The 23994-nt window shown below is 71.5% G+C and carries 21 protein-coding genes, 1 tRNA gene and 1 pseudogene; 17 read left to right on the top strand and 6 right to left on the bottom strand.

Annotated elements, in window-relative coordinates:
- Window positions 1–22 precede the first annotated feature (22 nt).
- Together OG373_RS20820 and OG373_RS20825 are read left to right on the top strand one after the other, a co-directional pair.
- Window positions 23–751, top strand: a complete 729-nt coding sequence (locus tag OG373_RS20820; RefSeq protein ID WP_397736311.1) for a bifunctional DNA primase/polymerase — start codon at window positions 23–25, stop codon at window positions 749–751.
- 109 nt (window positions 752–860) lie between these two features.
- Window positions 861–1424: a hypothetical protein gene (locus OG373_RS20825; protein ID WP_405439613.1), complete on the top strand. Its 564-nt coding sequence runs from the start codon at window positions 861–863 to the stop codon at window positions 1422–1424.
- 180 nt (window positions 1425–1604) lie between these two features.
- Here the strand turns inward: OG373_RS20825 and OG373_RS20830 are convergent, their stop codons facing one another.
- The 3 genes and pseudogenes from OG373_RS20830 to OG373_RS20840 all read right to left on the bottom strand — a co-directional run bounded on the left by OG373_RS20830 (window position 1605) and on the right by OG373_RS20840 (window position 4279).
- A complete protein-coding gene (locus OG373_RS20830; RefSeq protein WP_405439615.1) occupies window positions 1605–2579 on the bottom strand; it encodes a DUF5926 family protein in 975 nt (324 codons plus the stop codon).
- 214 nt (window positions 2580–2793) lie between these two features.
- Window positions 2794–3431 (bottom strand): annotated as a pseudogene (locus OG373_RS20835) (ATP-binding protein).
- Between the two features lie 59 nt (window positions 3432–3490).
- Complete coding sequence (locus OG373_RS20840) at window positions 3491–4279, bottom strand: glycerophosphodiester phosphodiesterase (RefSeq protein WP_405444136.1); 789 nt, start codon at window positions 4277–4279, stop codon at window positions 3491–3493.
- A 250-nt stretch (window positions 4280–4529) separates the two neighbouring features.
- On the opposite strand from OG373_RS20840, the gene OG373_RS20845 reads away from it, so the two are divergent.
- The 6 genes from OG373_RS20845 to OG373_RS20870 all read left to right on the top strand — a co-directional run bounded on the left by OG373_RS20845 (window position 4530) and on the right by OG373_RS20870 (window position 9996).
- Window positions 4530–6026: a S1C family serine protease gene (locus OG373_RS20845; protein WP_405439617.1), complete on the top strand. Its 1497-nt coding sequence runs from the start codon at window positions 4530–4532 to the stop codon at window positions 6024–6026.
- Window positions 6027–6114: 88 nt separating this feature from the next.
- A complete protein-coding gene (locus OG373_RS20850; RefSeq protein WP_397736303.1) occupies window positions 6115–7020 on the top strand; it encodes a LysR family transcriptional regulator in 906 nt (301 codons plus the stop codon).
- A 79-nt stretch (window positions 7021–7099) separates the two neighbouring features.
- Window positions 7100–7648, top strand: a complete 549-nt coding sequence (locus tag OG373_RS20855; RefSeq protein ID WP_405439619.1) for a cysteine dioxygenase — start codon at window positions 7100–7102, stop codon at window positions 7646–7648.
- Complete coding sequence (locus OG373_RS20860) at window positions 7648–8694, top strand: YeiH family protein (RefSeq protein ID WP_405439621.1); 1047 nt, start codon at window positions 7648–7650, stop codon at window positions 8692–8694. The genes OG373_RS20855 and OG373_RS20860 overlap by 1 nt, the downstream gene beginning before the upstream one ends.
- A gap of 213 nt (window positions 8695–8907) precedes the next feature.
- Window positions 8908–9855 carry a trypsin-like serine peptidase gene (locus OG373_RS20865; protein WP_405439623.1) on the top strand — a complete coding sequence of 316 codons (948 nt, stop codon included), beginning with the start codon at window positions 8908–8910 and terminating at the stop codon, window positions 9853–9855.
- Window positions 9856–9906: 51 nt separating this feature from the next.
- Window positions 9907–9996, top strand: a tRNA-Ser gene (locus tag OG373_RS20870).
- Window positions 9997–10208: 212 nt separating this feature from the next.
- Here OG373_RS20870 and OG373_RS20875 read toward each other — a convergent pair.
- Window positions 10209–10832, bottom strand: coding sequence for a hypothetical protein (locus OG373_RS20875; RefSeq protein WP_405439625.1), 624 nt, complete (start codon window positions 10830–10832; stop codon window positions 10209–10211).
- A 337-nt stretch (window positions 10833–11169) separates the two neighbouring features.
- Here OG373_RS20875 and OG373_RS20880 point away from each other — a divergent pair, with 337 nt between their 5' ends.
- From OG373_RS20880 to OG373_RS20920, 9 genes are all read left to right on the top strand, one after another.
- Window positions 11170–11592 carry a DUF6344 domain-containing protein gene (locus OG373_RS20880; protein ID WP_405439627.1) on the top strand — a complete coding sequence of 141 codons (423 nt, stop codon included), beginning with the start codon at window positions 11170–11172 and terminating at the stop codon, window positions 11590–11592.
- A 616-nt stretch (window positions 11593–12208) separates the two neighbouring features.
- Window positions 12209–12520 (top strand): hypothetical protein, encoded by a 312-nt coding sequence (locus OG373_RS20885; RefSeq protein WP_405439629.1) that lies wholly within the window; start codon window positions 12209–12211, stop codon window positions 12518–12520.
- A 165-nt stretch (window positions 12521–12685) separates the two neighbouring features.
- Entirely contained in the window at window positions 12686–13837 is a 1152-nt protein-coding gene (locus OG373_RS20890; RefSeq protein WP_405439631.1) for an acyl-CoA dehydrogenase family protein, read from the top strand.
- Window positions 13834–14868: a bifunctional MaoC family dehydratase N-terminal/OB-fold nucleic acid binding domain-containing protein gene (locus OG373_RS20895; RefSeq protein WP_405439633.1), complete on the top strand. Its 1035-nt coding sequence runs from the start codon at window positions 13834–13836 to the stop codon at window positions 14866–14868. The genes OG373_RS20890 and OG373_RS20895 overlap by 4 nt, the downstream gene beginning before the upstream one ends.
- The gene (locus tag OG373_RS20900; RefSeq protein ID WP_405439634.1) at window positions 14868–15926 is read left to right on the top strand and encodes an acyl-CoA dehydrogenase family protein; all 1059 of its coding nucleotides are present in this window, start codon (window positions 14868–14870) and stop codon (window positions 15924–15926) included. The genes OG373_RS20895 and OG373_RS20900 overlap by 1 nt, the downstream gene beginning before the upstream one ends.
- Entirely contained in the window at window positions 15923–16306 is a 384-nt protein-coding gene (locus OG373_RS20905; RefSeq protein ID WP_405439635.1) for a MaoC family dehydratase, read from the top strand. Before OG373_RS20900 ends, OG373_RS20905 begins: the two co-directional genes overlap by 4 nt.
- Window positions 16303–17469, top strand: coding sequence for a lipid-transfer protein (locus OG373_RS20910; RefSeq protein WP_405439637.1), 1167 nt, complete (start codon window positions 16303–16305; stop codon window positions 17467–17469). The genes OG373_RS20905 and OG373_RS20910 overlap by 4 nt, the downstream gene beginning before the upstream one ends.
- Before the next feature lie 135 nt (window positions 17470–17604).
- Window positions 17605–18138 carry a SigE family RNA polymerase sigma factor gene (locus OG373_RS20915; protein ID WP_189972444.1) on the top strand — a complete coding sequence of 178 codons (534 nt, stop codon included), beginning with the start codon at window positions 17605–17607 and terminating at the stop codon, window positions 18136–18138.
- 162 nt (window positions 18139–18300) lie between these two features.
- Entirely contained in the window at window positions 18301–19950 is a 1650-nt protein-coding gene (locus OG373_RS20920; protein ID WP_405439639.1) for a long-chain fatty acid--CoA ligase, read from the top strand.
- Window positions 19951–19980: 30 nt separating this feature from the next.
- Here the strand turns inward: OG373_RS20920 and OG373_RS20925 are convergent, their stop codons facing one another.
- Together OG373_RS20925 and OG373_RS20930 are read right to left on the bottom strand one after the other, a co-directional pair.
- Entirely contained in the window at window positions 19981–20556 is a 576-nt protein-coding gene (locus OG373_RS20925; RefSeq protein WP_405439641.1) for an antibiotic biosynthesis monooxygenase, read from the bottom strand.
- A gap of 13 nt (window positions 20557–20569) precedes the next feature.
- A complete protein-coding gene (locus tag OG373_RS20930; RefSeq protein ID WP_405439642.1) occupies window positions 20570–23890 on the bottom strand; it encodes a PAS domain-containing protein in 3321 nt (1106 codons plus the stop codon).
- Window positions 23891–23994: the final 104 nt, after the last annotated feature.

Here is a 23994-nt window from a genome sequence, read left to right on the forward strand (position 1 = left end):
CAACGGAAAGGAACGAGCGCACATGCGCGAGATCCTCGGAAGGCGTCTCCAGCGGCTCCGCGATCGCTTTCAATCCCTGCGCCCCGACCCGGGACAGAGCGGCGGTACGTCCGCACTGCTCGACGCGGCGCTCGTCTGCGCCACCACCTGGCAATGGCCAGTCCTGCCCGGCGTCGGCCGGTCGGGCCCCGACGGAGCCCGATGCGCCTGCCCCGACCCCGACTGCGTCGTCCCCGGCGCGCATCCCTTCGACCCCGGACTGCTCGCCGCCACCACCGACCCCCGGATGGTGTCCTGGTGGTGGACCAACCGGCCCACCGCTCCCGTTCTGATGGCCACCGGGGGCGCCGCGCCGTGCGCGGTGAGCCTGCCGGCCGGCGCGGCCGCGAGTGCCCTCGTGCGACTGGACGCGCAGGGCATGCGGCTCGGGCCGGTCGTGGCCACGCCCACCCGCTGGGCGCTGATGGTGGCGCCGTACTCGCTGGAGCGGCTCGGCGAACTCCTGTACGCGAAGGACCACGTGCCCTCCTCGCTGCGCTTCCACGGCGAGGGCGGCTATCTGTTGCTGCCGCCTTCCGCGGCCTCCAGCGGCGGCCAGGTGCGCTGGGAGCGGGAGCCGCGCGCGGACCGGCGCCCATCGGGTGCGCGAGGTGCGGGAAGTCTCTGGCTGCCCGAGGTCGAGGCGGTCGTGGACGCGCTGGTCGAGGCCAGCAGCGGTGCGCCCGGCGGCGGCAGCAGGCTCGCGTACTGACCTGCGGGACCCCCGAGGATCACTCGTACGGGTGCCAGCGGGACGAGTTTCCAAGGGAATTGGGCGCGGGGATCTCCGTGCCCCATTCCCGCCTCGCTATCTTCGACGAATGAATCTCCGCCTCATCGGTATCGGCGCCGGTGTGCTGATCATCTTGTCGCTCCCGCTCGCCGGAGCGATCGCCGGGCCGGATTTTGCCGGTCAGGACGACGGAAAGGGTGGTGGCCTGTTCTCGGTGCTCGGACTTTCGGACCGCTCCCGCACGTCCCCCGCGGACTCGGGGCCGGCGGCCGGCCCGCAGCAGCCCGGTCCGGCCGAGCAGCCCCGTACGGATTCCCGCTGCGGCCCCGAACTGTCCTCGCCGCACGGGGTGGAGGCACAGACCTGCGTGCTGGTGGGTGACGGCCGGACGTGGGGCCGGAGTTACTACCGAAACACAAGTGGTCGCGCGCTGGATGCGGTGCTGACCATGATGGCTCCTGCCGGGCGCACGGTTCAGATCCGGTGCTCGGTGGGAGCGGGCGACGAACCGGGCCTGTGCGAGACGCCGAAGGAGGCCTCGGTCGGGGAGCCGGAGGGTTACTCGGCCGTAGCGGAATTTGCAGTTCCGGATGATGAAGGGGAACTGCTCTTGAGGTCCGGGAGCAACTCACCGGCACCGGGTGATGGTTGACCACACCCTGAAAATCAAGGGCCCGGTCGCTGGCGACGGGGGATGCACCAGCGACCGGGCTACAAGAACGGTAACAAGAGATCGCCTGTTCGCAAATTCGATCTCCGATATTCAGACACCGATTTGCAGACGATTAGCGGGAGTTGTGACTCCGGTCACCGACTCCGCGTGTGCGCTCGGTCAGCTGAGGGTCACCTGGCGGTTGGTGAGTCCGCCACGTGCCCGGCGCTCCTCCGTGGTCAGCGGGGCGTCCGTGGCCAGAGCCCCGGCCAGCCGCTCCGCGAACTCCGCCGCGGGCTTCTCGACGTCGTCGGCCGTGACTCCGGTGGGCAGGTCCCAGACGGGGACCATCAGGCCGTGCGCGCGGAAGGAGCCGACGAGCTTCGTGCCCTCGCCGAGCGAGGAGGTGCCGGCCGCGTGCAGCCGCGCGAGGGCGTCGAGCAGCTTCTCCTCCGGGTGCGGCATGACCCAGCGCAGGTGGTTCTTGTCCGGGGTCTCGCACCAGTAGGCGGCGTCCACGCCGGTCAGCTTGACGGTGGGAATGGCTGCGGCGTTGGCGCGCTCCAGCGACGCGGCGATCTCCGGCGAGGCGCTCTGGGCGTTCTCGGATTCCGGAATCCAGAATTCGAACCCGCTGTGCACAACCGGCTCGAAACCGCCGTCGGTGTCCAGGAGATCCTGAAGTCGGGGACCCTCGGCCGGAACCCGGCGGGCGGCAACCGGCGTACCCGGCTCCGCCGCGAGGGCACGCTCCAGGGTGTCGGCCATGTCGCGGCCGAGGTCGCCGGAGGAGGACTCGTTCTGCAGGCCGAGGAGGACGGACCCGTCCTCGCGGCGCAGCGCCGGCCACGCCATGGGCAGTACGGTCACCAGCGTCACCGAGGGCACGCCTTCGGGCAGACCGCCCTTGAGGGACAGCGGGACGGTGGCCGCGGGCACGAGCTCGCGCAGGGCGACCCAGTCGCACTCGCCCGGCAGGCCCTCGAAGGGGCGCTGCACGTGCTCGGTGACGGCGTGCGCGGCGGCCGCGCCGTGGCAGGCCTTGTAGCGGCGGCCGGACCCGCAGGGGCAGGGCTCGCGGGCGCCCACAACAGGGATCTCACCGTTGTTGAGCTGCGGCTTTGCAGTCTTGGCTGCGGGGCGCTTCTTGGCCATCGTGCGTGTCTCCCGGTTGCGGCGGTACGGCGTCGTGTCTGGGCGCGAGCCTAGCCGTTCGTACCGCCGGAACCGGTTGGGTGCGGCCGGGAGCACGGTCGGCGTGCGCTCCCGGACGGCCGCCTGTGCGGATGACCGGTACTGCTGTCCTGCTGTGCAGCGCGTTGTCGTGCTGGTGTGTCTGTCGTTCTGTTGTGCGCTCGGCGATCCCGGCTCAGGGATCGAGGTCGTCGAAGGCCGTACTGAAGTCGATCGCCGGGGGCGCAACGCGCGTAGCGAAATCCTCGTGCCGGGGCCCACAGGCAACGATCACCCACACGGTGACCTCACCCGCCGCTCCGTCCCGGACACCCCAGTCCTGGGCCAGGGCGCTGATGATGTTCAGCCCCCGACCGCCCCGTGCGGTGACCGAGGGCGTGGCCGGGACCGGGCGGGTGGGCCCGCCGCCGTCCGTGACCTCGACCGTCAGTCGTCCCGCTCTGTCCACGCGCCAGGCGGCGCGTATCTCCCCGTCCCCGACTTCCCGAGAGCCCAGGGGCCTGCCGTGTCGGCAGGCGTTGCTGAGCAGTTCGGAAAGGATCAGTACGGCATCGTCCACGACCGATTCGGGCACACCGCTGATACGCAGTTGTTCGCGCATCCGGTGTCTCGCCTCGCCCACGCCCGCAGGACCATGGCGTACGTCCATGCACGACGACGTGGGCACTTCTTGTGCCACCACCAACGCCACCCCCGGAACCTCCTTAGCCCCACGCATGGTCTGGATGCCCCAATGGCCTGGACCGGAAACCGCCGAAGGAGTCCGAAGCGCGCCCCTCTGACGCATTCATGCCTGCCAAATGCGGAGCGGATGCGCCGGAGCACACCCTGTTACGGACGTGCCGTGGGTGACGGGTGTGCAAATCGGGATGTCAGCGCCCGAGTTGGGACAGAACTTGGCGGGGTCTGTTCGTGATGATGGCCTCGACGCCCAGATCAGCGCAGAGCTGAACGTCTTCCGGTTCGTTCACTGTCCATACGTGCACGGAGTGGCCCGCACTCTGGAGCTTGTGGATGAAGCCGGGATGGTTGCGCACGATTCGCATCCCGGGACCGGCGATCGTCACTCCGGCCGGCAACCGCCCGTCCCGCATCCGCGGCGAGATGAACTGCATCAGGTACACGGTCGGGATCGTCGGCGCGGCTGCCCGGATCCGGTGCAGGGAGCGGGCGGAGAAGCTCATGACGCGCACCGGGTGCGGCCCCTCGGCGGGCGGGGCGTCCAGATCGAAGCGCTTGAGGAGGGCGAGGAGGCGTTCCTCCACCTGTCCGGCCCAGCGGGTCGGATGCTTCGTCTCGATCGCGAGCTGCACCGGCCGTCCGGCGTCGGAGACCAGCTCCAGCAGGCGCTCCAGGGTGAGGACCGAGGTGCGCTCGGGGTCCGCGTCCCAGTCGGGGGACTCCTCGCGGTCCTTCCAGGAGCCGAAGTCGAGAGCGGCGAGATCGGCCAGTTCCAGGGCGGAGACGGCGCCGCGGCCGTTCGAGGTGCGGTTCACCCGGCGATCGTGGACCAGGACCAGATGGCCGTCCGCGGTGAGCCGGACATCGCATTCGAGGCCGTCGGCGCCGTCCTCGATGGCCTTGCGGTAGGCGGCCAGGGTGTGCTCGGGGGCATCCTCCGAGGCGCCGCGGTGGGCGACGACCTGGATGGTGCGGGGCATTGCGTGGGTCACCGGGTCATGGTGCCACCGAGAGGTCCCCGGGCGCCGGGCGCAGGCGGTATCGGCCCCACGAGCACATTCGAAATGTCGGATATAAAGAATGGGGAGAGATGCACAGGTCCGGCTTACAGTGCTCTGACGGGTCATGGGAAAGGCTTTGCCCAGGAACTTGTGCGGCACGTCGAACGTTCAGTCGGACCGATATCGCCAGAGAATTTTCCGAAGCCGTGTGTGACGAGGAGAGAGCGCTGTGAGCACCGAGAACGAGGGCACCGCGGCCCCGACACCCCCCGCGGCCCCGTCCGTACCCCCTGCTCCGGCCTCCGAGACGCAGGATGCGGCCCCCGCGCCCGCCGTCCCCGAGCCGGTGACCCAGCAGCTGCCGCCCACTCCGGCTCCCGGTACCGAGCCCACCCAGCAGATTCCGCCCGCAGCGGCGCCCCCGGCCGCCCCGGCCTACGGCGAGGGCCACGCCCCGGCGTACTACGGGGCTCAGACCCCGGCGGCGGCGCACGGAGCCGAGGGCTGGCCGCCCCCGCCGCCCACCGTTCCGGCGTACGGAGCGGGCGGCCACGGCGGCGGCGCCTGGGGTGCTCCCCTGACGCCCGACGGCGCCCCCGCGCCGAAGCAGAAGGGCAAGGGCGGCCTCGTCGCGGCCGTGCTGGTGGCGGCCCTCCTCGCGGGCGGCATCGGCGGCGGCGTCGGCTACTGGGCCGCCGAGCGCAGCAACAACGGCACCGGCTCCACCACGATCAGCGCCGCGAACACGCCCAAGGACCTCAAGCGCGAGGCCGGCTCCATCGCCGGTCTGGCCGCGGGGGCCCTGCCCAGCGTGGTCACCATCGAGGCCTCGGCCGGCGACGGCGAGGGCGGCACCGGCACCGGCTTCGTCTACGACCAGCAGGGCCACATCCTCACCAACAACCACGTCGTGGCCTCGGCCGCGAACGGCGGCAAGCTCTTCGCGACGTTCTCCGACGGCAAGCGGTACGACGCCGAGGTCGTGGGCCGCGCCCAGGGCTACGACGTTGCCGTGCTCAAGCTGAAGAACCCGCCTGCCGGCCTCAAGCCGCTGCCGCTCGGCGACTCCGACAAGGTCGCGGTCGGCGACTCGACCATCGCGATCGGCGCCCCCTTCGGCCTGTCGAACACGGTCACCACCGGCATCGTCAGTGCCAAGAACCGCCCGGTCGCCTCCGGCGACGGCACCGGCAGCAAGAACTCGTACATGAGCGCCCTCCAGACGGACGCCTCGATCAACCCGGGCAACTCCGGCGGCCCGCTGCTCGACGGACGCGGCGCGGTCATCGGTATCAACTCCGCGATCCAGTCGGCGGGCAACGGAGGCTTCGGTGGCGGCCAGGCAGGCTCCATCGGCCTCGGCTTCGCCATCCCGGTCAACCAGGCGAAGAACGTCGCCGAATCGCTGATCAAGACCGGCAAGCCGGTCTACCCGGTGATCTCGGTCTCCGTGGACCTCCAGGCCAAGTCCGAGGGCGCCAAGATCTCCGAGCAGGGCGGGGCCGCCAACGAGCTGGTCGACCCGAACGGCCCCGCCGGCAAGGCGGGCCTCAAGCCGGGCGACGTCATCACCGAATTCGGCGGCAAGCCGGTCGACAGCGGCCCGACCCTGATCAGCATGATCTGGACGTACAAGCCCGGCGACACCGTGAAGCTGACCTACCTGCGCGGCGGCAAGCCGACCACGGTCGACATCACACTCGGCTCCCGGGTCGGCGACAAGTAGCACCACCGGTCGCGGCGGCGACCCTACGAGGAGGGGCCGTAGGCGGGAATCGCCTACGGCCCCTCCAACGTCCGCTTATGCTTCGCTCGTGTTCGATTCTCGGCACATACGGACCTTTCACGCGGTGGTCGCCTCCGGGTCGTACTCGGCCGCCGCCCGCGTGCTGGGCTACACCCAGCCCGCCATCACCCAGCAGATGAAGGCGCTCGAACGCGCCGTCGGCACCCCGCTGTTCACCCGCGTGGGCCGCAGGATGCAGCTCACCGAGGCAGGTGAGTCCCTCTCCCGGCACGCCGAGACCATCCTCGGCAACCTCTCCGCCGCCGAGGCCCAGCTGAGGGCGTACGCCCGGCTGCGTACCGGCCGGGTCAGGCTGTGCGGCTTCCCCAGCGCCAATGTCACCCTCGTCCCCGAGGCCCTGAGCGGCCTGGCCAAGGACCACCCGGGCATACAGGTGGAACTGCTGGAGGGGGAGCCCCCCGAGTCGCTGCGCCGACTGGAGCGCGGCGAGTGCGACATCACGCTGGCCTTCACCTATCCCGGCCTGCACGAGGCGATTCCGGAGGAGGTCGCCGAGGTCAGGCTGATGGAGGACCAGCTGACGGTGCTGCTGCCGACCGGGCATCCGCTGGCCCGGCGCCGCGCCGTGCACCTGGCCGACCTCGCCGAGGAACGCTGGATCGCGGGCTGTCCGCGCTGCCGTGCGAACCTGCTGCACGAGTGCGCGGAGCTCGGGTTCGTGCCCGACATCCGCTTCGCCACCGACGACAACCTGGTGGTGCAGAGCCTGGTCGCACAGGGCCTGGGCGTGGCGATGATGCCCGCGCTGGTGCTGCCCTCACTCTCGCTGAGCCGGGTCTGCGGGCGAGCCCTCCAGCCCGCCGCACGCCGACACATCGCGGCGTACGTCTACCGGGACCACCTGCGGATCCCGGCGACGGCCGTGGTGCTCGACGCGCTGAAACAAGTGGCCGGCAACCGGGTCGGCTGCTGACCAACCCATAAGCGCTGCTAGGGATTTCAGGTCATAACTGTCGTTGGACGTGATGGAACGACGGCAGCACGCTGCCAGTATGACCACCACCACACCGGCCCGAACCACCACGAGGATGGCCGCCCTCGTCAGTGAGATCCGCACGGTCGTGGAGCGGGGGCTGGCTCCCGACCTCACCGCGTACCTGGTGGGCGAACGACTCGCCCCGCACCTGGGCGCGCCCGACCTGCTGACCCCGTCCCAGCAGGAAGGCGACCCGGAGCGGTACCGGCAGCACATCCTGCACGCCGCGGCCGACGGCAGCTTCTCGGTCGTGGCCCTGGTCTGGCTGCCCGGGCAGGAGACCTGTATCCACGACCACGTGTCGTGGTGCGTGGCCGGGGTGCACCAGGGGGAGGAAAGCGAACGCCGCTTCCGCCTCGCGCCCGGCGCCGGCCCCGCCCGGCTGGTGCCCACCGAGGACGTGGTCAATGCCCAGGGCGAGGTCTGCGGTTTCGCCCCGCCCGGTGACATCCACAAAGTGCGCAACTCCTGTACGAGCAAGGCGATATCGGTGCACGTATACGGCGCCGATGTCTCCCGGCTGGGCACCAGCATCCGTCGCGTCTATACGCTCCCCGTCGACTGATGGCCCTCCTTCACCGCCCTCAGGGCGCGGCGGTCCGGCATGTTTCACGTGAAACATCCACTCCCTGGCCCGGGTTGGCGATGGCCGTGGGTGGCGCGCTGACGGCATGGTGCATCCATCGCCTCGTGCCCGCCGTGCCGATGCTGACGGCATCCGTGGTGCTGGGCATCGCGGTGGCCCACCTGCCGGGTCTCAGGACGTTCGTACGCGCGGCCGCGCGGCCCGGCCTCTCCCTGGCCGGGCGCCGGCTGATGCGGATGGGCATCGTCCTGCTGGGGCTCGGCCTGGGGCTGGACCAGGTCCTCCGGCTGGGCTGGGCCACCGTGGCGATGGTGGTCGGTGTCGTCGCGGCCACCTTCCTCGGCACCCTCTGGCTGGGCCGTCGGCTACGGCTCCCGGGCGACCAGCCGCTGTTGATCGCCACCGGCTACTCGATCTGCGGCGCTTCGGCGATCGGCGCGGTGAGCGAGGTGTCCGGCAGCGACGAGGAGGACGTGGCCGCCTCGGTGGCACTGGTCACCCTGTGCGGCACGCTCGCCATAGCGGTACTTCCGCTCCTCCAAGGGCCGTTGGGACTCTCCGACCTCGCCTTCGGGCGGTGGGTCGGCGCCGGCGTCCACGATGTCGGCCAGGTCGTGGCCACCGCACAGACGGCGGGCCCGGACGCCCTGGGCGAGGCGGTACTGGTGAAGCTGATGCGGGTGGCGCTGCTCGCCCCGCTCGTGGCGGCCGTGGCCTTCTCGGTACGGGCCCGCCGCCGCGGGGTGCGCACCACCTCGGGCCGCCGGCCGGCGCCGGTGCCGCTTTTCGTCCTCGGGTTCCTGGCCGCGGCCGCGCTGCGCGCCACCGGCGTACTGCCCGAGGTAGCGCTGGAGTGGGCGCACACCGCCCAGGAGGCGCTGCTCGCGGCAGCCCTGTTCGGCCTGGGGAGCGCGGTGCACCTGCCGACGCTGGCCCGGACCGGCGGGCGGGCCGCGGCGTTGGGCCTCGGGGCCTGGGTGGTGGTGGCGGGGGTGTCGTACGCGGGCGTGATGCTCACCGTATGACGGTGCAACGGCCGGGAGTTGGCCATTTCCTGGCCGGAACCGACCGAACGTTCCGACTGCCCGCTGACATTGCGACCCTCCCGTGCCACTCTGCCCCCGGAAATCCGCACCACGCACGACGCACCGCGCACAGCCGATCCGCACCGACCGCTCTTCACCCCCACCCTGCCCGGTGTCGTCACCCCGGCCCGGGCACGGCAGAAGGAGTCATGCGTGAATCGTCATCGCACGGCCTTGTCCGTCCTGCTCGCGGCGAGCTCCCTGGTCGCGGGCGCCCTGACGGCGGCCACCCCCTCGCTCGCCGCGGACGCCCCCGCGTCCTTCCGGCAGCAGCACACCCAGGGCTTCTGGACCGCGGAGCGGATGCGCAGCGCCACTCCGCTCGATGTGACGGCGGTCCCGAGCAGGGGCCGTACCCCGGTCGCGACGTCGGCCACCCCCACGGCCATCGCCCCGACGGCTGCCGCCTCCCCCACGGCGTTCCCGCAGGCGGGCGGCGCGTGGACGGGCGCCGGCGCCGTGGTGAAGACCTCGGGACGGGTCTTCTTCACGATGGGCGACCGGACCGCCTCCTGCTCCGGAGACTCGATCACCAGCGCCAACGGCAGCACGGTCATCACGGCAGGGCACTGCGTGAAGTACCAGGGGACCTGGCACACGAACTGGGTCTTCGTCCCCGCCTACAACAACGGCTCCGCGCCCTACGGGCAGTGGTCGGCCACCAAGACCTTCGCCACCGACCAGTGGGCCGCGAGCGAGGACATGAACATGGACGTCGGCCTCGCCGTCGTCGCCCCGCTGAACGGAAAGACCCTGAGCCAGACCGTCGGCGCCCAGGGGATCCTCTTCAACGGCGGCTACAACAAGAAGATGTACTCCTTCGGCTTCCCGGCGGCGGCCCCGTACGACGGCACCAAGCTGGTCTACTGCAGCGGCAACAGCGGCAAGGACTTCCTGCTGACCAAGGACCACAGCCTGGCCTGCAACATGACCGGCGGCTCCAGCGGGGGCCCCTGGTTCCAGGACTTCAACGAGGCCACGGGCCTGGGCACCCAGGTCTCGGTGAACAGCTTCGGCTACACCTTCCTGCCGAACCGGATGTACGGCCCGTACTTCGGCAACGAGGCGAAGGCGGCCTACGACAAGGCCCAGGCCTCCTGACCCGGCAGTCGCCCCCGCCACCCTCACCTGGCCGGTACTCTGTACCGGCCAGGTGGGTTGCCCGAGCGGCCTAAGGGAACGGTCTTGAAAACCGTCGTGGCAGCGATGTCACCGTGGGTTCAAATCCCACACCCACCGCCACACCCGGGCTGAGGCCCGGCCAAGAGGGGTGCTCCCGAGTTCGGGAGCACCCCCCTTGCGTTCCCCGGAGTGCCTTCCCGCAGAAGCGGCAGAACACGGCCGGGAGCTGATGCAGTTCCTCCCTCAGCCGCAGCAGCGCAACGACGGTCGCGACTTCCTCTTGCCCGACCTTCTTGGCGCAGCCGGCGCCAACGAGCTCAGGTCTGGTGGAGTCAGCTGTCGAACCAGACGACCAAGCGCACGCCGTCATCGCCGTGCAGATCCGCGAGGGTGCGCATGACCGACCAGACGCCACCCCAGTCGCTCTCGGGCACAGCGTGCTTCCGTCGGAGGCGGCCGATGCGGAAGAGACGGTCGGCGTCGGGCCACTCGGTGCCCTCGGGGTAGGCACGGCCCGCGCGGTAGAGGGAACGGGGGTCGGTGAGGCCTGCGAGTTCGGCAAAGCGGTCGAGGCTGGTGTTCCGGCCCTGCAGCTCCCAGGTCCCGTCCGGGCTGCGGCGGTATTCATGCACGCAGTCGTCGACCACGTTCGCGGCCTCGTCCCAGTCCGTGGCCGCCAGCTCCGCCCAGGTGATCCAGGACGCACCGGTCGCGTCCGAGCTCCACGACGCGAAGTCGGCAAGGGTCTCCTGCGACACGTCAGCGGGCAGGCCGCGGCCATCGGCGAGCGGGCGGAAAGAGGTGGTGTCGCGCACGCCGAACAGGGACCCGAAGGCGACGTAGGAGCGTCCGTTGTAGAGATGCGTGACGTCGATCGCGCCGTTCCAGCGGCGGTCGTCCTCGTCCAGCCAACGATCCCAGCGGCACTCGATGAACCCGTGGATGTCTGTCCCCATGCCTGGAATTCTTCTCCGTCGGGGTAAGGCGTGCGACGAAATTTCCGGCTTGCCGGCGGGCCCCATCCGTGTTCGGTCAGGTCAGCGGCAGCGACGCCACCGTGGGTTCAAATCCCGCATCCACTGCCGTACCTCAGGACATGTGCAGAGCACCAGGGGCGCGTCTTCAGTGGTTTTCCGGGGGCCCTGTCGGACCCTCCAGCGGTGGCGTTGACCCTTCCGGGTGGTGTTTGTCGGAAGATCGGCGCGGGTGGTGGGGGCGGTCCGGTTGCGGCCACATCATGACGAATGTATTCAGATCCGCCCGTCAGAACATCACGAATCGAGGCACCTCGTCATGGCTCACCGCAGCATCCTCACGTCGATCTGGACCTCCGTCCTCGCCGCCCTCGTCGCTCTCCTCTCCTGCTTCGGTCTCGCCGGGAAGGCCGCCCCGGCCTCTGCCTCGGCCCCCGCCGCCGCGGGCTCCGCGCCCACCACCGCCGTGCGTCGGCCGGCCCTTGTGGCCCGGCGGACGTGGCGGGCGATGATGCGGGGCGGTTCGCTGCCGCCGACCATCAAGCAGCGGATCCGCGCCGAGGCGCACGGCAAGACCCCCTCCGTCCGCCGCTCCACCACTGCCGAGGCCATGGGCGCCGGACCGCGAAGCGCTGCCCGCACCGTGACGCCGGTCGCCGCCCCTGCCGCCGCGGCACCCGTCGCAGTCCCCGCCGCAGCGACCGCCGGCGCCGCCCGGGAAGCGCTCGGGCTGGCCGCGTAGCTCCGTACCCCGTTCTTCACCGCAGTCGCAGTGGCAGTCGTAGTCGTATTCCCAGTCCCAGTCCCAGTCCCAGTCGTAGTCGCACGGTCCGGTTCGCGGGCGTACGCGCCGCCACCGGGCAGGAGCAAGAGCACGAGCAGGGTCAGAAGGAGAGACAGGCGCTGGAGCCCGGTCGGTCGTGACCGTGGATCGCGCCGCGTGGTGCCCCGGAGCGGGGCACGGATGGATCACCCCGGCTTGCGCCGGGGCGCGCATAGGGCGCGCAGGGGGCGTGAAGTTTGGTATTGCAGGGCCGCATTCCCGGGAGACGGTGGGGTTCCCGGACGGCGCGGCCCTTTTCGGCATGTCCGGGACACGGAGTTCTGGCGGAACGCTTCATCCCTTCTGCGGCACGGGATTCACCCGCTTCCAGGGTGCTGACCTGGGGCTGCGGAGGCGCGAATGAGGTTTATCCGATGTTGGTCATACTTGCGGGGGAATCGGGGAGTCCGGGGTGGTTCGCCGGGGATTCGGTGGGCAACTCTGGTCTCGCGACGTCGTCACCACGGAACGACCGAGGCGGTCGGCCAACTGCCTTGGAGCAAATCCCATCTTCGGTTTTCTGGAGGATAAAGACATGGCAAGCATCCGTACCGCCCGCGTCATCGCCGCTGTCGCCGCTCTTCCCCTCGCCGTCGCGCTCTTCGGCGGTGTGGCCACGGCCGACAACGGCTCCTTCGCGAACGACGGATCGAATGCGAGCGTCGCCGGCATCATCGGCAGTGGTGTGGGCGGCAACAACAACGGCAACTCGTCCACGTCGCAGCAGGTGGCCACCGGTGCCGTCGCATCCAACCAGAACAACGCCGCACAGGTGAACGGCTCGGCCTTCACCGCGATCGAACAGTCCAACTCCACCGTCGCGGTCAACTTCCACCCCTGGTGGTAGCAGCGGCCTGAGCCGCTCCGATTCTTGAGGGCGTCTGTGCGACCGGACCGGCTGGGGTCCGGTAGCCCAGGCGCCTTCGTGCATGTCGCCCCGACCTTGACACCACGGGTGAATCTGACGGACAGTCAGGTTCCCTCGATGATGTGATGCCGGGAGGCCAGCGCCGTGCACCTCGCCCCGACCGAAGGCCAGTTGCGGCTCCGCGCCGAACTGCGCGCCTACTTCAAGGATCTGCTGCCGGACGGCGCACCCGAGGATCCGGCCCGTCAGCGCGAACTGCTGCGCCGCATCGGCTCCGACGGGCTGCTCGGTCTCGGCTGGCCCGTCGAGTACGGCGGCCAGGGCCGCGGCGCCGACGAGCAGTTCGTCTTCTTCGACGAGGCCTACCGAGCCGGCGCCCCCGTCTCCATGGTCACGCTCAACACCGTCGGCCCCACCCTGATGAAGTACGGAACCGAGGAGCAGAAGGACTACTTCCTGCCCCGGATCCTCGCGGGCGAGATCGTCTTCGCCATCGGCTACTCCGAACCGGAGGCCGGTACCGACCTCGCAGCCCTGCGCACGCGTGCGGTCCGCGACGGAGCCGACTGGCTGATCGACGGGCAGAAGATCTTCACTTCCAACGCCCAGAACGCGGACTGGATCTGGCTCGCCTGCCGCACCGACCCGCAGGCCCCCAAGCACAAGGGCATCTCCATCGTCCTGGTGCCCACCGACAGCCCGGGCTTCTCCTGGACTCCCATAGACACCGTCGGCGGGCTCACCACCACGGCGACCTACTACGACTCCGTCCGCGTGCCCGCCGGCCACCTTGTCGGTCCCGAGCACGGGGGCTGGGGCCTGATCACCAACCAGCTCAACCACGAGCGTGTGGCCCTCGCCGCCATCGGCATGCAGGCCGAGGACTTCTACGCGTACGCGCTCGACCATGCCCGCGCCCCCGACCCGGTCACCGGAGACCGGCCCGCAGACCTTCTCTGGGTGCAGTCCCGGCTCGCCGAGGCGCATGCGCGACTGGCCGCCGTACGCCTCCTCAACTGGCGCCTCGTCCAGGACGTGGGCAGCGGCGCCCTGGCCCCGGGCGATGCAAGCGGGGTGAAGTTCCTCGGCACCGAGTCCACCGTCGAGGTGTACCGGATGTGCCAGGAGGTGGTGGGCGAGGAGGCCCTGATCCGCGGCCCCGCGGCCTTCGCGGGCGGCGAGCTGGAGCGGATGAACCGGGCCGCCCAGATCAACACGTTCGGCGGCGGTGTCAGCGAGGTCCAGCGGGAGATCGTCGCCATGATGCGGCTCGGCATGAAGGGGAGGAAGCGATGACGGCGGACGCCGACGCGGACGCGGACGTGAAGGTGAACGCGGCCGAGACGGGGGCCGAGACGAGGGCCGAGCGGGCGGCCGAGACGGCGGCCGAGACGGCGGCCGAGACGGCGGCCGGGCGCGAGGCCGAGGAGGCAGCCCGGTTCCACACGCTGCTCGCGGCCTTCGAGGGGCAGCCGGCCGCCACCGGGGGCCGGGGCAAGGACGCGGTCAACGAGCCGATGATCCGCCACTGGTGCGAGGCGATGGGCGACGCCAACCCCGCGTACACCGGGCCGGACGCCATCGCCCCGCCCACCATGCTCCAGGCCTGGACCATGGGTGGCCTCTCCGGCCATGCGGACCGCTCCTCCGCCTACGACGAGCTCCTCGGGCTCCTCGACGGCGCCGGTTTCACCTCTGTGGTCGCCACCGACTGCGAGCAGGAGTACCTCCACCCCTTGCGCCCCGGCGACATGATCACCTTCGACGCCGTCATCGAGTCTGTGTCGCCCCGCAAGTCGACCAAGCCGGGCACCGGCCACTTCGTGACCACCCGCATGGACGTACAGGCGGGCGGGGAGCTCGCCGGCACCCACCGCTTCCGCATCCTCAAGTACGCGCCCGCCGCCCGGCCGGTGAAGCGGCCCCCGGCGCAGCGCCCCCGCCCGGTGATCAACCGCGACAACCAGGGATTCTGGGACGGAGTGCGGGAGCACAAGCTGCTGATCCAGCGCTGCACCGCCTGCGCCACCCTCCGCTTCCCGTGGCTCCCCGGCTGCAACGCCTGCGCGAGCCCCGACTGGGACACCGTCGAAGCCTCCGGCGCCGGCACGGTGTTCAGCTACGTCGTCATGCACCACCCGCCCTTCCCGGCCTTCGACCCGCCCTACGCAGTCGCACTCGTCGAGCTCGCCGAAGGGGTCCGGATGATCAGCAACATCACCGGCGTGCCCTACGACAAGGTGCGCATCGGCCTCCCCGTCCAGCTGGAGTTCCTGCGCGTCGACGACGGCCTCGAACTCCCCGTCTTCCGCGGGAGTGAGGGTTGATGGATTTCCACCCCACCGAGGAACAGGCCACCGCGGCCGGTCTCGCCGCCCGGATCTTCTCCGATCTCGCCACCCACGAACGCCTCGCCGAAGCGGGCACCGGCAGCGACGCCGAACTGTGGAAGGCCCTCACCGCGGCCGGACTGATCGCCGCGGTCGAGGAGACCGGCCTGCTCGGTCTGGTCCTGCTGCTGGAGGAACAGGGCCGCACCACGGCGCAGGTCCCGTACGCCGCCACCTGCGTGTACGGGATCCTCCCTGTGGCAGCGCACGGCAGCGCCGAGCAGCGCGCGCGTCTGCTGCCCGCCCTCGGCACGGGCGACGCGGTGGCCACCGGGGCCTTCCCGGCGCGCGGCCGGATCACCGCCGAGGGCGGCCGGCTCACCGGGACCGCCCCCGCGGTGCCCTGGTTGCGCGATGCCACGCACGTACTGGTCCCGGACGCGGACCGGTCGCTGTGGCTCGTACGGACCGATGCGCCCGGCGTGCGGACCTCCCCGGTGGAGACCACCGCCCCCTGGTCGGCGGGCCGGCTGACCCTGACGGGAGCCGAGGCCGAACGCCTCGGCTGCGACGGTGCGTACGAGGACACGCTCGCCGCGGCCCGCACCGCCTTCGCCGGGCTCCAGGCGGGCGTCTGCGCGGGCTCCCTCGCCCGGGCGGTGGAATACACCTCCACCCGTGAGCAGTTCGGCAGGCCGCTCTCCACCAACCAGGGGGTCATGCTGCGCGCGGCCGACGCGTACATGGACACCGAGGCGATCCGGGTCACCGCGTACGAGGCGGCCTGGCGCATCGACCAGGGCCTTCCGGCACAGGAGCACGTGCTGACAGCCGCCTGGTGGGCCTCGGAGGCGGGCAAGCGGGTCGTGCACGCGGGCCAGCACCTGCACGGCGGCATGGGCGCCGACCTGGACCACCCCGTCCACCGCCACTTCCTGTGGGGCCGCCAACTGGACGCCTACCTGGGCTGCGGCAGCGAGCTGCTGGCCGAGCTGGGGGCCTCGATCGCCGGGTCCCCCGCATTCGCGTCGACAGCCGAGGGAGAGAAGACATGAACGTCGGCGACACGCTGCCGCCACTGGAGATTCCGGTCACCCGCACCCTGATCGTCGCCGGCGCGATCGCCTCCCGCGACTACCAGGACGTGCACCACGACGCGGCGCTCGCGCAGGAGAAGGGCTCCCCGGACATCTTCATGAACATCCTGACCACGAACGGCCTCGTCGGCCGGTACGTGACCGACCGGCTCGGGCCGCGCACCGTCCTGCGCAAGGTGGCGATCCGGCTCGGCGCCCCCAACTATCCGGGCGACACGATGACCCTCACGGGCACCGTCACCGCCGTGTCCGGGACCACCGTGGAGATCCGGGTCGTCGGCGCAAACGGCATCGGTCACCACGTGTCCGGAACGGTCACCGCGGAGGTGCCGGCATGAGCGTCCGCACCCGTGACGAGCTCGGTGGCCGCGCCGCCATCGTCGGCATCGGAGCGACCGAGTTCTCCAAGGACTCCGGCCGCAGCGAGCTCAAACTCGCCGTCGAGGCCGTACATGCCGCGCTCGACGACGCCGGGCTCACCCCCGCCGATGTCGACGGCATGGTCACCTTCACGATGGACACCAGCCCCGAGATCACCGTCGCCCAGGCGGCGGGCATCGGAGACCTGTCCTTCTTCTCCCGCATCCACTACGGCGGCGGCGCGGCCTGCGCCACCGTTCAGCAGGCCGCCCTCGCCGTCGCCACCGGGGTCGCGGAGGTGGTGGTCTGCTACCGCGCCTTCAACGAGCGCTCCGGGCGCCGCTTCGGGTCCGGGGTCCAGCAGCGGGAGCCCTCCGCGGAGGGGGCGGCCCTGGGCTGGTCGCTGCCCTGGGGGCTACTGACCCCCGCCTCCTGGGTGGCCATGACCGCACAGCGCTACCTGCACACCTACAACCTCACCCCGGAGGCCTTCGGGCACGTCGCCGTCACCGACCGGCGGCACGCCGCCAACAACCCCGCCGCCTACTTCCACGGCAAGCCCATCACCCTCGCCGACCACGCCGCCTCGCGCTGGATCGTGGAGCCGCTGCGGCTGCTGGACTGCTGCCAGGAGACCGACGGAGGCCAGGCGGTCGTCGTCACCACGACCGAGCGCGCCCGGAACCTGCGGCACACGCCGGCCGTGATCACCGCGGCCGCACAGGGGGCCGGGCGACGTCAGGAGGGCATGACCTCCTTCTACCGCGACGACCTCACCGGGCTGGCGGAGATGGACGTCGTCGCCCGCCAGCTGTGGCGGACCAGCGGGCTGCGGCCGTCGGACATCGACGTCGGCATCCTCTACGACCACTTCACCCCCTTCGTGCTGATGCAGCTGGAGGAGTTCGGCTTCTGCGCGCCGGGCGAGGCCGCGGACTTCGTGGCCGCCGACGCCCTGCCGCTCAACACGCACGGGGGCCAGCTCGGAGAGGCGTACCTGCACGGCATGAACGGCATCGCCGAGGCCGTCCGCCAGCTCCGCGGCACCTCCGTCAACCAGGTGGCGGGCGCGGCGCACGCACTCGTCACGGCCGGCACCGGGGTCCCGACCTCCGGGCTGATCCTCGGCGCCGACGGCTGAGATCCACGACCTGTGGCCCCCCCTCCCCTCCACCTTCAGGGGGTGGGGATGGCCCTACGCCTACAACCTGAGGTGGATCCACCATCGGCACCTGCGGCCGATCCCATGGCGGGTGGGCACTCCTAGCGTGGAGACATGACCACGCCTGTGTGCACGCTCGCCTCGAATCCGACGCCGTACCCGTCGTTCTCGGCGTACGTCCGGACCCGCGGCACGGTCCTGATGCGCACTGCGCGCTCCCTCACCGCCAACCCGTGCGATGCGGAGGACCTGCTCCAGACGGCCCTCGCGAAGACGTACGTGGCCTGGGACCGGATCGAGGACCACCGCGCCCTGGACGGCTACGTCCGGCGGACCCTGGTGAACACCCGTACCTCCCAGTGGCGCAAGCGCAAGGTCGACGAGTTCGTCTGCGACGAGCTTCCGGAGACCGAGGCGGCGCCGACCTCCGACCCCGCCGAGGCGCAGGCGCTGCGCGACGCGATGTGGCGCGCGGTGACCCGGCTGCCCGACCGCCAGCGGGCCATGGTCGTCCTGCGGTATTACGAGGACCTGAGCGAGGTGCAGACCGCTGAGCTGCTGGGTGTCTCGGTCGGCACGGTCAAGAGCGCGGTCTCCCGTGCGCTGGGCAAGCTCCGCGAGGACCCGGAGCTCATGCCGGTCCGGTGAGCCGGAGGCTGTTTCACGTGAAACGTGAAGACGGCAGGGGATGTTTCACGTGAAACACGCCCTGCTTTCTACTCCCGGGTAGTGACATGCCGACCGGTACGTGCGCAGAATCGGCAGCATCCGTAGCCGCCGCAGCGCCGCAGCGCTCACCGGGAGGACGCTTTGCTCAGCACCATGCAGGACGTACCGCTCCTCGTCACCCGCATACTTCGACACGGGATGACGATCCACGGGAAGTCCCAGGTCACGACCTGGACCGGGGAGGCTGAGCCGCACCGCCGCAGCTTCGCCGAGATCGGCAACCGCGCCACCCGTCTCGCCGGAGCCCTGCGCGACCAGCTCGGAGTGCAGCAGTCGGAGGCTGTGGCGACTCTGATGTGGAACAACGCCGAGCACGTCGAGGCGTACTTCGCGATCCCCTCCATGGGCGCGGTCCTGCACACCCTCAACCTGCGGCTCCCTCCTGAGCAGCTGGTCTTCATCGTGAACCACGCCGCCGACCGGGTGGTGCTGGTCAACGGCACCCTGCTGCCGCTGCTCGCGCCGCTGCTGCCGCACCTGCCGACCGTCGAGCACGTGGTGGTCAGCGGCATCGGCGACCGCTCCGCGCTCGAGGGCCTGCACGTCCAGGTGCACGAGTACGAGGAGCTCCTCGCGTCCAGCTCCGACAGCTTCGACTGGCCGGAGCTGGACGAGCGCCAGGCGGCCGCGATGTGCTACACCTCCGGCACCACCGGGGACCCCAAGGGAGTCGTCTTCTCCCACCGCTCGGTCTACCTGCACTCCATGCAGGTCAACATGGCCGAGTCGATGGGGCTGACGGACCGGGACACCACCCTCGTCGTGGTCCCGCAGTTCCACGTGAACGCCTGGGGACTGCCGCACGCCACCTTCATGACCGGTATCAACATGCTGATGCCGGACCGCTTCCTGCAGCCCGCCCCGCTCGCCGAGATGATCGAGCGGGAGAGGCCCACGCACGCCGCGGCCGTCCCCACCATCTGGCAGGGACTGCTGGCCGAGGTCACCGCCAACCCGCGCGACCTGACCTCGATGAAGCAGGTCACCATCGGCGGCTCGGCCTGTCCGCCCGCCCTGATGGAGGCGTACGACAAGCTCGGAGTCCGCGTCTGCCACGCCTGGGGCATGACCGAGACCTCCCCGCTCGGCACGATGGCGCACCCTCCGGCCGGCCTGAGCGCCGAGGAGGAGTGGCCCTACCGGATCACCCAGGGCCGCTTCCCGGCGGGTGTGGAGGCCCGGCTGGTCGGCCCGAACGGCGACCTCCTGCCCTGGGACGGGGAGTCGGCGGGCGAGCTGGAGGTGCGCGGCAACTGGATCGCGAGCTCCTACTACGGCGGCGCAGCCGGTGAACCCTTCCGTCCCGAGGACAAGTTCAGTGCTGACGGCTGGCTCAAGACCGGAGACGTCGGCGTCATCAGCGCCGACGGCTTCCTCACCCTCACCGACCGCGCCAAGGACGTCATCAAGTCCGGCGGTGAGTGGATCTCCAGCGTGGACCTGGAGAACGCGCTGATGGCGCACCCCGAGGTCGCCGAGGCCGCGGTCGTCGCCGTCCCCGACGACAAGTGGGGGGAGCGCCCGCTGGCCACGGTCGTCCTCAAGGAGGGCGCGACCGTGAACTACACGGCTCTGCGTGACTTCCTCGCCGGGACCATCGCCAAGTGGCAGCTTCCGGAGCGCTGGACGTTCATCGAGGCGGTGCCGAAGACCAGCGTCGGCAAGTTCGACAAGAAGGTCATCCGCAAGCAGTACGCGGACGGCGCACTGGACGTCACCAAGCTCGACTGATGACCACGGGGCCGGGTCGTCCTCGCCGGCCTAGCCCCGGGTGAGCCATGGCCGCAGCAGCCTGCTGACCGCGGGCATGGCCACGTAGGTCATCAGGGTGCTGAACACGACGGCGAAGGCTGCCGTCCGCAGCACGAAGTGCAGATCCACCAGGTACGGCCCGAGCACCGCATTGCCGATCAGCGAGATCGGGAAGATGGCCAGCCCCGAGCTGATCGCCATCTTCCACCGCGGCGGCGCGGGCCGGGTCGTACCCGGCTTCGCGAACCAGGTCTCCATGCCGTGCAGTTCCCGGCGGGCTATCTCGGTGTGGTGATGGCCGAGGCAGTTCGAGAACCACTGAGCCCGCTCCGGGGAGTCCTGCCAGCGCTGGAACGCAGCCTGATTGCGGAAGCGGTGGACCAGGAACCACGGCCCGCCCTCCACCGCCGGGCGGAAGAGCCCGTAGCCGAGGTGGTCCGGGAACCCCGCGGCCGTCTCCAGGATCCCGTGGGCCCAGGCCTCGAAGGTCTCCTCGTGCCCGGGCTCCACCTGCCGCGCGATGAGCAGGTTCACCTCCCCGTTGTCGGCGGGGACGGTCTGCTCACTCGTGTTGGTGATGGCCATCGGCCCAGGATTACTAGTTCGTGCCGATCTTGGCCAGCAGGTCCACGATGCGGCCCTGGACGTCCGCCGTCGTGGCCCGCTCCGCCAGGAACAGGACGCTCTCGCCGGAGGCGAGCCGCGGCAGTTCGGCCGGGTCGATGCCGGTCGTCGTGTAAACGACCAGGGGCGTTCGGTTCAGCTGCCCGTTGGCGCGCAGCCAGTCCACGATCCCGGCCCGCCGACGGCGTACCTGCATCAGGTCCATGACCACCAGGTTGGGCCGCATCCGCGTCGCCAGTTCCACGGCGTCGGTGTCGGCACCCGCCCGGGCGACCTGCATGCCGCGCCGCTCCAGGGCGGCGGTCAGCGCGGTCGCGATCTCCTCGTGCTCCTCGATCAGCAGCACCCGGGAGGGGTGCTGCTCGCTGTCGCGCGGCGCCAGCGCCTTCAGCAGTACGGCCGGATCGGCGCCGTACGCCGCCTCGCGCGTGGCGTGCCCCAGCCCGGCCGTGACCAGTACGGGGACCTCCGCGGCCACCGCGGCCTGGCGCAGGGACTGCAGGGCGGTCCGGGTGATCGGACCGGTCAGCGGGTCGACGAACAGCGCGGCGGGGAACGCGGCGATCTGCGCGTCCACCTCCTCGCGGGAGTGCACGATCACCGGCCGGTAGCCGCGGTCGCTGAGCGCCTGCTGCGTCTGCACATCGGGTGCGGGCCACACCAGGAGCCGGCGCGGGTTGTCCAGGGGCTCCGGCGGCAGTTCGTCGTCCACGGGCCGCGGTGCGGGCCGGTTGACCACCTCGACCGCGCCGCCGGGGCCGTCCAGCGGCTCGGGACCCTCGTCGGCGCCCGCCTCGGGCGCTCCTATCGCGAAGGCCCGGCCCTGCGGGGCGGGCTCGGCGAGCCGGCGACGGCGCCCGGACCCGGAAGTCGCACCGGCCGCGGAGGCCGGGCCGGAGCCGCCCGGATCCACGGAAATGCCCTGGCCGAGGGTGCCGAGGGCGCGCACGCTGATCGGCTGCGCGGCCTGAGCCTCCGCGGGGGTGTCCTGCGGCCGGCGCGCACCCGGGACCGCGACCGGGCCGGAAGCGTCGTCGTCCTCGGGAGCCGTCCGGGCCGCCGGTACGGGCCAGGCCGGGGCGCCGGCCAGCGCGCGGCGCCGCCCGGTGGGGTTCTCGGCGGACTCGGCGGGCTCGGCGGGCTGCGCGGCAGGAGCCTCGGGCTCCCCGGCGGGGGCCCCCAGCACGCGGCGGCCACGCCGCCCGGCCGGGGCGTCGGAGTCGGTGTCGGCCCCGACGGGAGCGGGAGCAGGGGCCGGGGTCGGGCCGGCGGGCAGCGCGAAGCCGCCCTCGGGGGCGATGGGCCGCGAGGGAGCGGGCGTCGGCCCGAGCCCGGTCGCGGGAACCGGACCGCCGGGCTGCGCCGGACCGGCCGCACCGAGCGCGCGGCGGCGCCCGGCGGGATGCTCGGTCACCGGGACCGGCGGCACCGCGGGTACGGGCGGGAGCGCGGGCATGGCCGTGCCCTGCGGAGGCACGGGCCGGCCGGGTCCGCCCGGGCCGTCGGCGCCGCCACTGCCGTCACCGGCCCGGCCGCGCCGGCGTCCGGTGCCGAGTCCGGCGGGGTTCACCGGGGACTGCGCGAGCTCGGGTCCCGACTCGGGAGCCTCGCCGGCCTCGCCCGCCCGCCGCCGCCCGGACGGCAGCGCCAACGCGCCACCCCCCTGTGCCGCCTGCGCGGCCTCGGGGCCCGGGGTCTCGTCGTCCAGGAAGGCGTCCACACCGCGCCGGGCGCGTCGGCCGCCGGAGACCTTGCCGGGAGCGGCGCCCCCGGCAGTGCCCGCACCGTCCGTGGTCGGACCCGTCGGAGGCTCCTCCGCCGGCTCCGGCAGGGTCACCGTTCCGGCGCCCGAGCCGAGCGGGAGCTCCAGCACGTACGCCCCGCCGGGCGCGCCCGGAACCTCCACCGTCTGCAGCACGCCGCCGTGCGCGGCGACGATGCCCCGCACGATGGGTTCGTGCACCGGGTTCCCGCCCTCGTACGGCCCGCGCACTTCGATCCGTACGACATCGCCGCGCTGCGCGGCCGCCACCACGATCGTCGAGTCGCTGTAGCCGCTGCCCTGGCGGGTCTTGCCGGTGGCGTCCACTCCGGCGACGTCCGCGACCAGGTGGGCGAGCGCGGTCGCGATCCGGTCCGCGTCCACCTCGGCCTCGATGGTCGGAGCGTGGACGGCGAACTGCGCGCGCCCCGGGCCGATCAGCTCGACGGCGCCGTCGACGCCCGCCGCGACGACGGTGTTGATCAGGACTTTCTTCTTCGAGAGCCGGTCCCGGCCGGAGTCCAGGCGCTGGTAGCCGAGGACGTTGTCCACCAGGGTGGTCATCCGCGAGTACCCGGCAGCCAGGTGGTGCAGCAGCTGGTTGGCCTCGGGCCACAGCTGTCCGGCGTCGTCGGCGGCCAGCGTCGCCAGCTCCCCGCGCAGCTCGTCCAGCGGTCCGCGCAGGGAGTCGCCGAGGACGGCCATCAGCTGCGCGTGCCGGGCGGCGAGGGCGTCGTAGGGGCGCCGGTCGGTGAAGGTCATCACGGCGCCGACGAGCTGCTCCCCGTCCCGCACGGGCGAGGTGGTCAGGTCGACGGAGACCGGCTGCCCGGCCTTGTTCCACAGCACCTGCCCGCGGACGCGGTGCTTGCGTCCGCTGCGCAGGGTGTCGGCGAGCGGGGACTCCTCGAAGGGGAAGGGGGAGCCGTCGGCGCGGGAGTGCTGGACGAGGCCGTGCAGTTCGCGGTTGCCGAGGTCGGTGGCGCGGTAGCCGAGGATCTGGGCGGCGGCCGGGTTGACCAGCACCACCCGTCCGTCGGTGTCGGTGCCCACGACGCCCTCGGCGGCGGCGCGCAGGATCATTTCGGTCTGCCGCTGCGAGCGGGCCAGCTCGGCCTCGGTGTCCACGGTCTGCGAGAGGTCCCGCACCACGAGCATCAGCAGCTCGTCACCGGTGTACGAGGGTTGCGGCTCGCGGTAGGCGTCGCGTCCGTCGAGATGGGCGCTGGTGACCTCGACGGGGAACTCGGAGCCGTCGGTGCGGCGCGCGATCATGCGTTTGGGCTTGGCACGGCCGCCCTCGTCCTCGCCGGGCCGGCGCATGGAGCCGGGGATCAGCTTGGAGTCGAACTCGGGCAGAAGGTCGAGCACGCCGCGGCCGACGAGCCCGGTGCCCGGGCTCTCCATGACCTCGAGAGCGATCGAATTGGCGTTGACGACCGTGCCGTTGGCGTTGACGAGCAACAGCGCGTCCGGAAGAGCGTCGAGTATTGCTGCGAGGCGAGCAGCGCCTCGGGATGGCCTGCTGCTCACGACGAGCTTCCTCCCTGACCACAACTACCGGCAAGTCACGGGAGGAGTCTAAGGCCACAGGCCCGCGATGGGGTGGCCGATGCGCGGCGGATACCGCCCATCCC

Origin of the sequence: Streptomyces avidinii (genome assembly GCF_045161815.1) — a bacterium.
Taxonomy (GTDB): domain Bacteria; phylum Actinomycetota; class Actinomycetes; order Streptomycetales; family Streptomycetaceae; genus Streptomyces; species Streptomyces avidinii.

Bases quoted from the DNA above. Each gene is read 5' to 3' on its own strand.
- OG373_RS20820 (WP_397736311.1), top strand. From the start codon at position 23: ATGCGCGAGATCCTCGGAAGGCGTCTCCAGCGGCTCCGCGATCGCTTT.
- OG373_RS20825 (WP_405439613.1), top strand. From the start codon at position 861: ATGAATCTCCGCCTCATCGGTATCGGCGCCGGTGTGCTGATCATCTTG.
- OG373_RS20830 (WP_405439615.1), bottom strand. From the start codon at position 2,579: ATGGCCAAGAAGCGCCCCGCAGCCAAGACTGCAAAGCCGCAGCTCAAC.
- OG373_RS20840 (WP_405444136.1), bottom strand. From the start codon at position 4,279: ATGCCCCGCACCATCCAGGTCGTCGCCCACCGCGGCGCCTCGGAGGAT.
- OG373_RS20855 (WP_405439619.1), top strand. From the start codon at position 7,100: ATGACCACCACCACACCGGCCCGAACCACCACGAGGATGGCCGCCCTC.
- OG373_RS20860 (WP_405439621.1), top strand. From the start codon at position 7,648: ATGGCCCTCCTTCACCGCCCTCAGGGCGCGGCGGTCCGGCATGTTTCA.
- OG373_RS20875 (WP_405439625.1), bottom strand. From the start codon at position 10,832: ATGGGGACAGACATCCACGGGTTCATCGAGTGCCGCTGGGATCGTTGG.
- OG373_RS20880 (WP_405439627.1), top strand. From the start codon at position 11,170: ATGGCTCACCGCAGCATCCTCACGTCGATCTGGACCTCCGTCCTCGCC.
- OG373_RS20885 (WP_405439629.1), top strand. From the start codon at position 12,209: ATGGCAAGCATCCGTACCGCCCGCGTCATCGCCGCTGTCGCCGCTCTT.
- OG373_RS20895 (WP_405439633.1), top strand. From the start codon at position 13,834: ATGACGGCGGACGCCGACGCGGACGCGGACGTGAAGGTGAACGCGGCC.
- OG373_RS20900 (WP_405439634.1), top strand. From the start codon at position 14,868: ATGGATTTCCACCCCACCGAGGAACAGGCCACCGCGGCCGGTCTCGCC.
- OG373_RS20905 (WP_405439635.1), top strand. From the start codon at position 15,923: ATGAACGTCGGCGACACGCTGCCGCCACTGGAGATTCCGGTCACCCGC.
- OG373_RS20910 (WP_405439637.1), top strand. From the start codon at position 16,303: ATGAGCGTCCGCACCCGTGACGAGCTCGGTGGCCGCGCCGCCATCGTC.
- OG373_RS20915 (WP_189972444.1), top strand. From the start codon at position 17,605: ATGACCACGCCTGTGTGCACGCTCGCCTCGAATCCGACGCCGTACCCG.
- OG373_RS20925 (WP_405439641.1), bottom strand. From the start codon at position 20,556: ATGGCCATCACCAACACGAGTGAGCAGACCGTCCCCGCCGACAACGGG.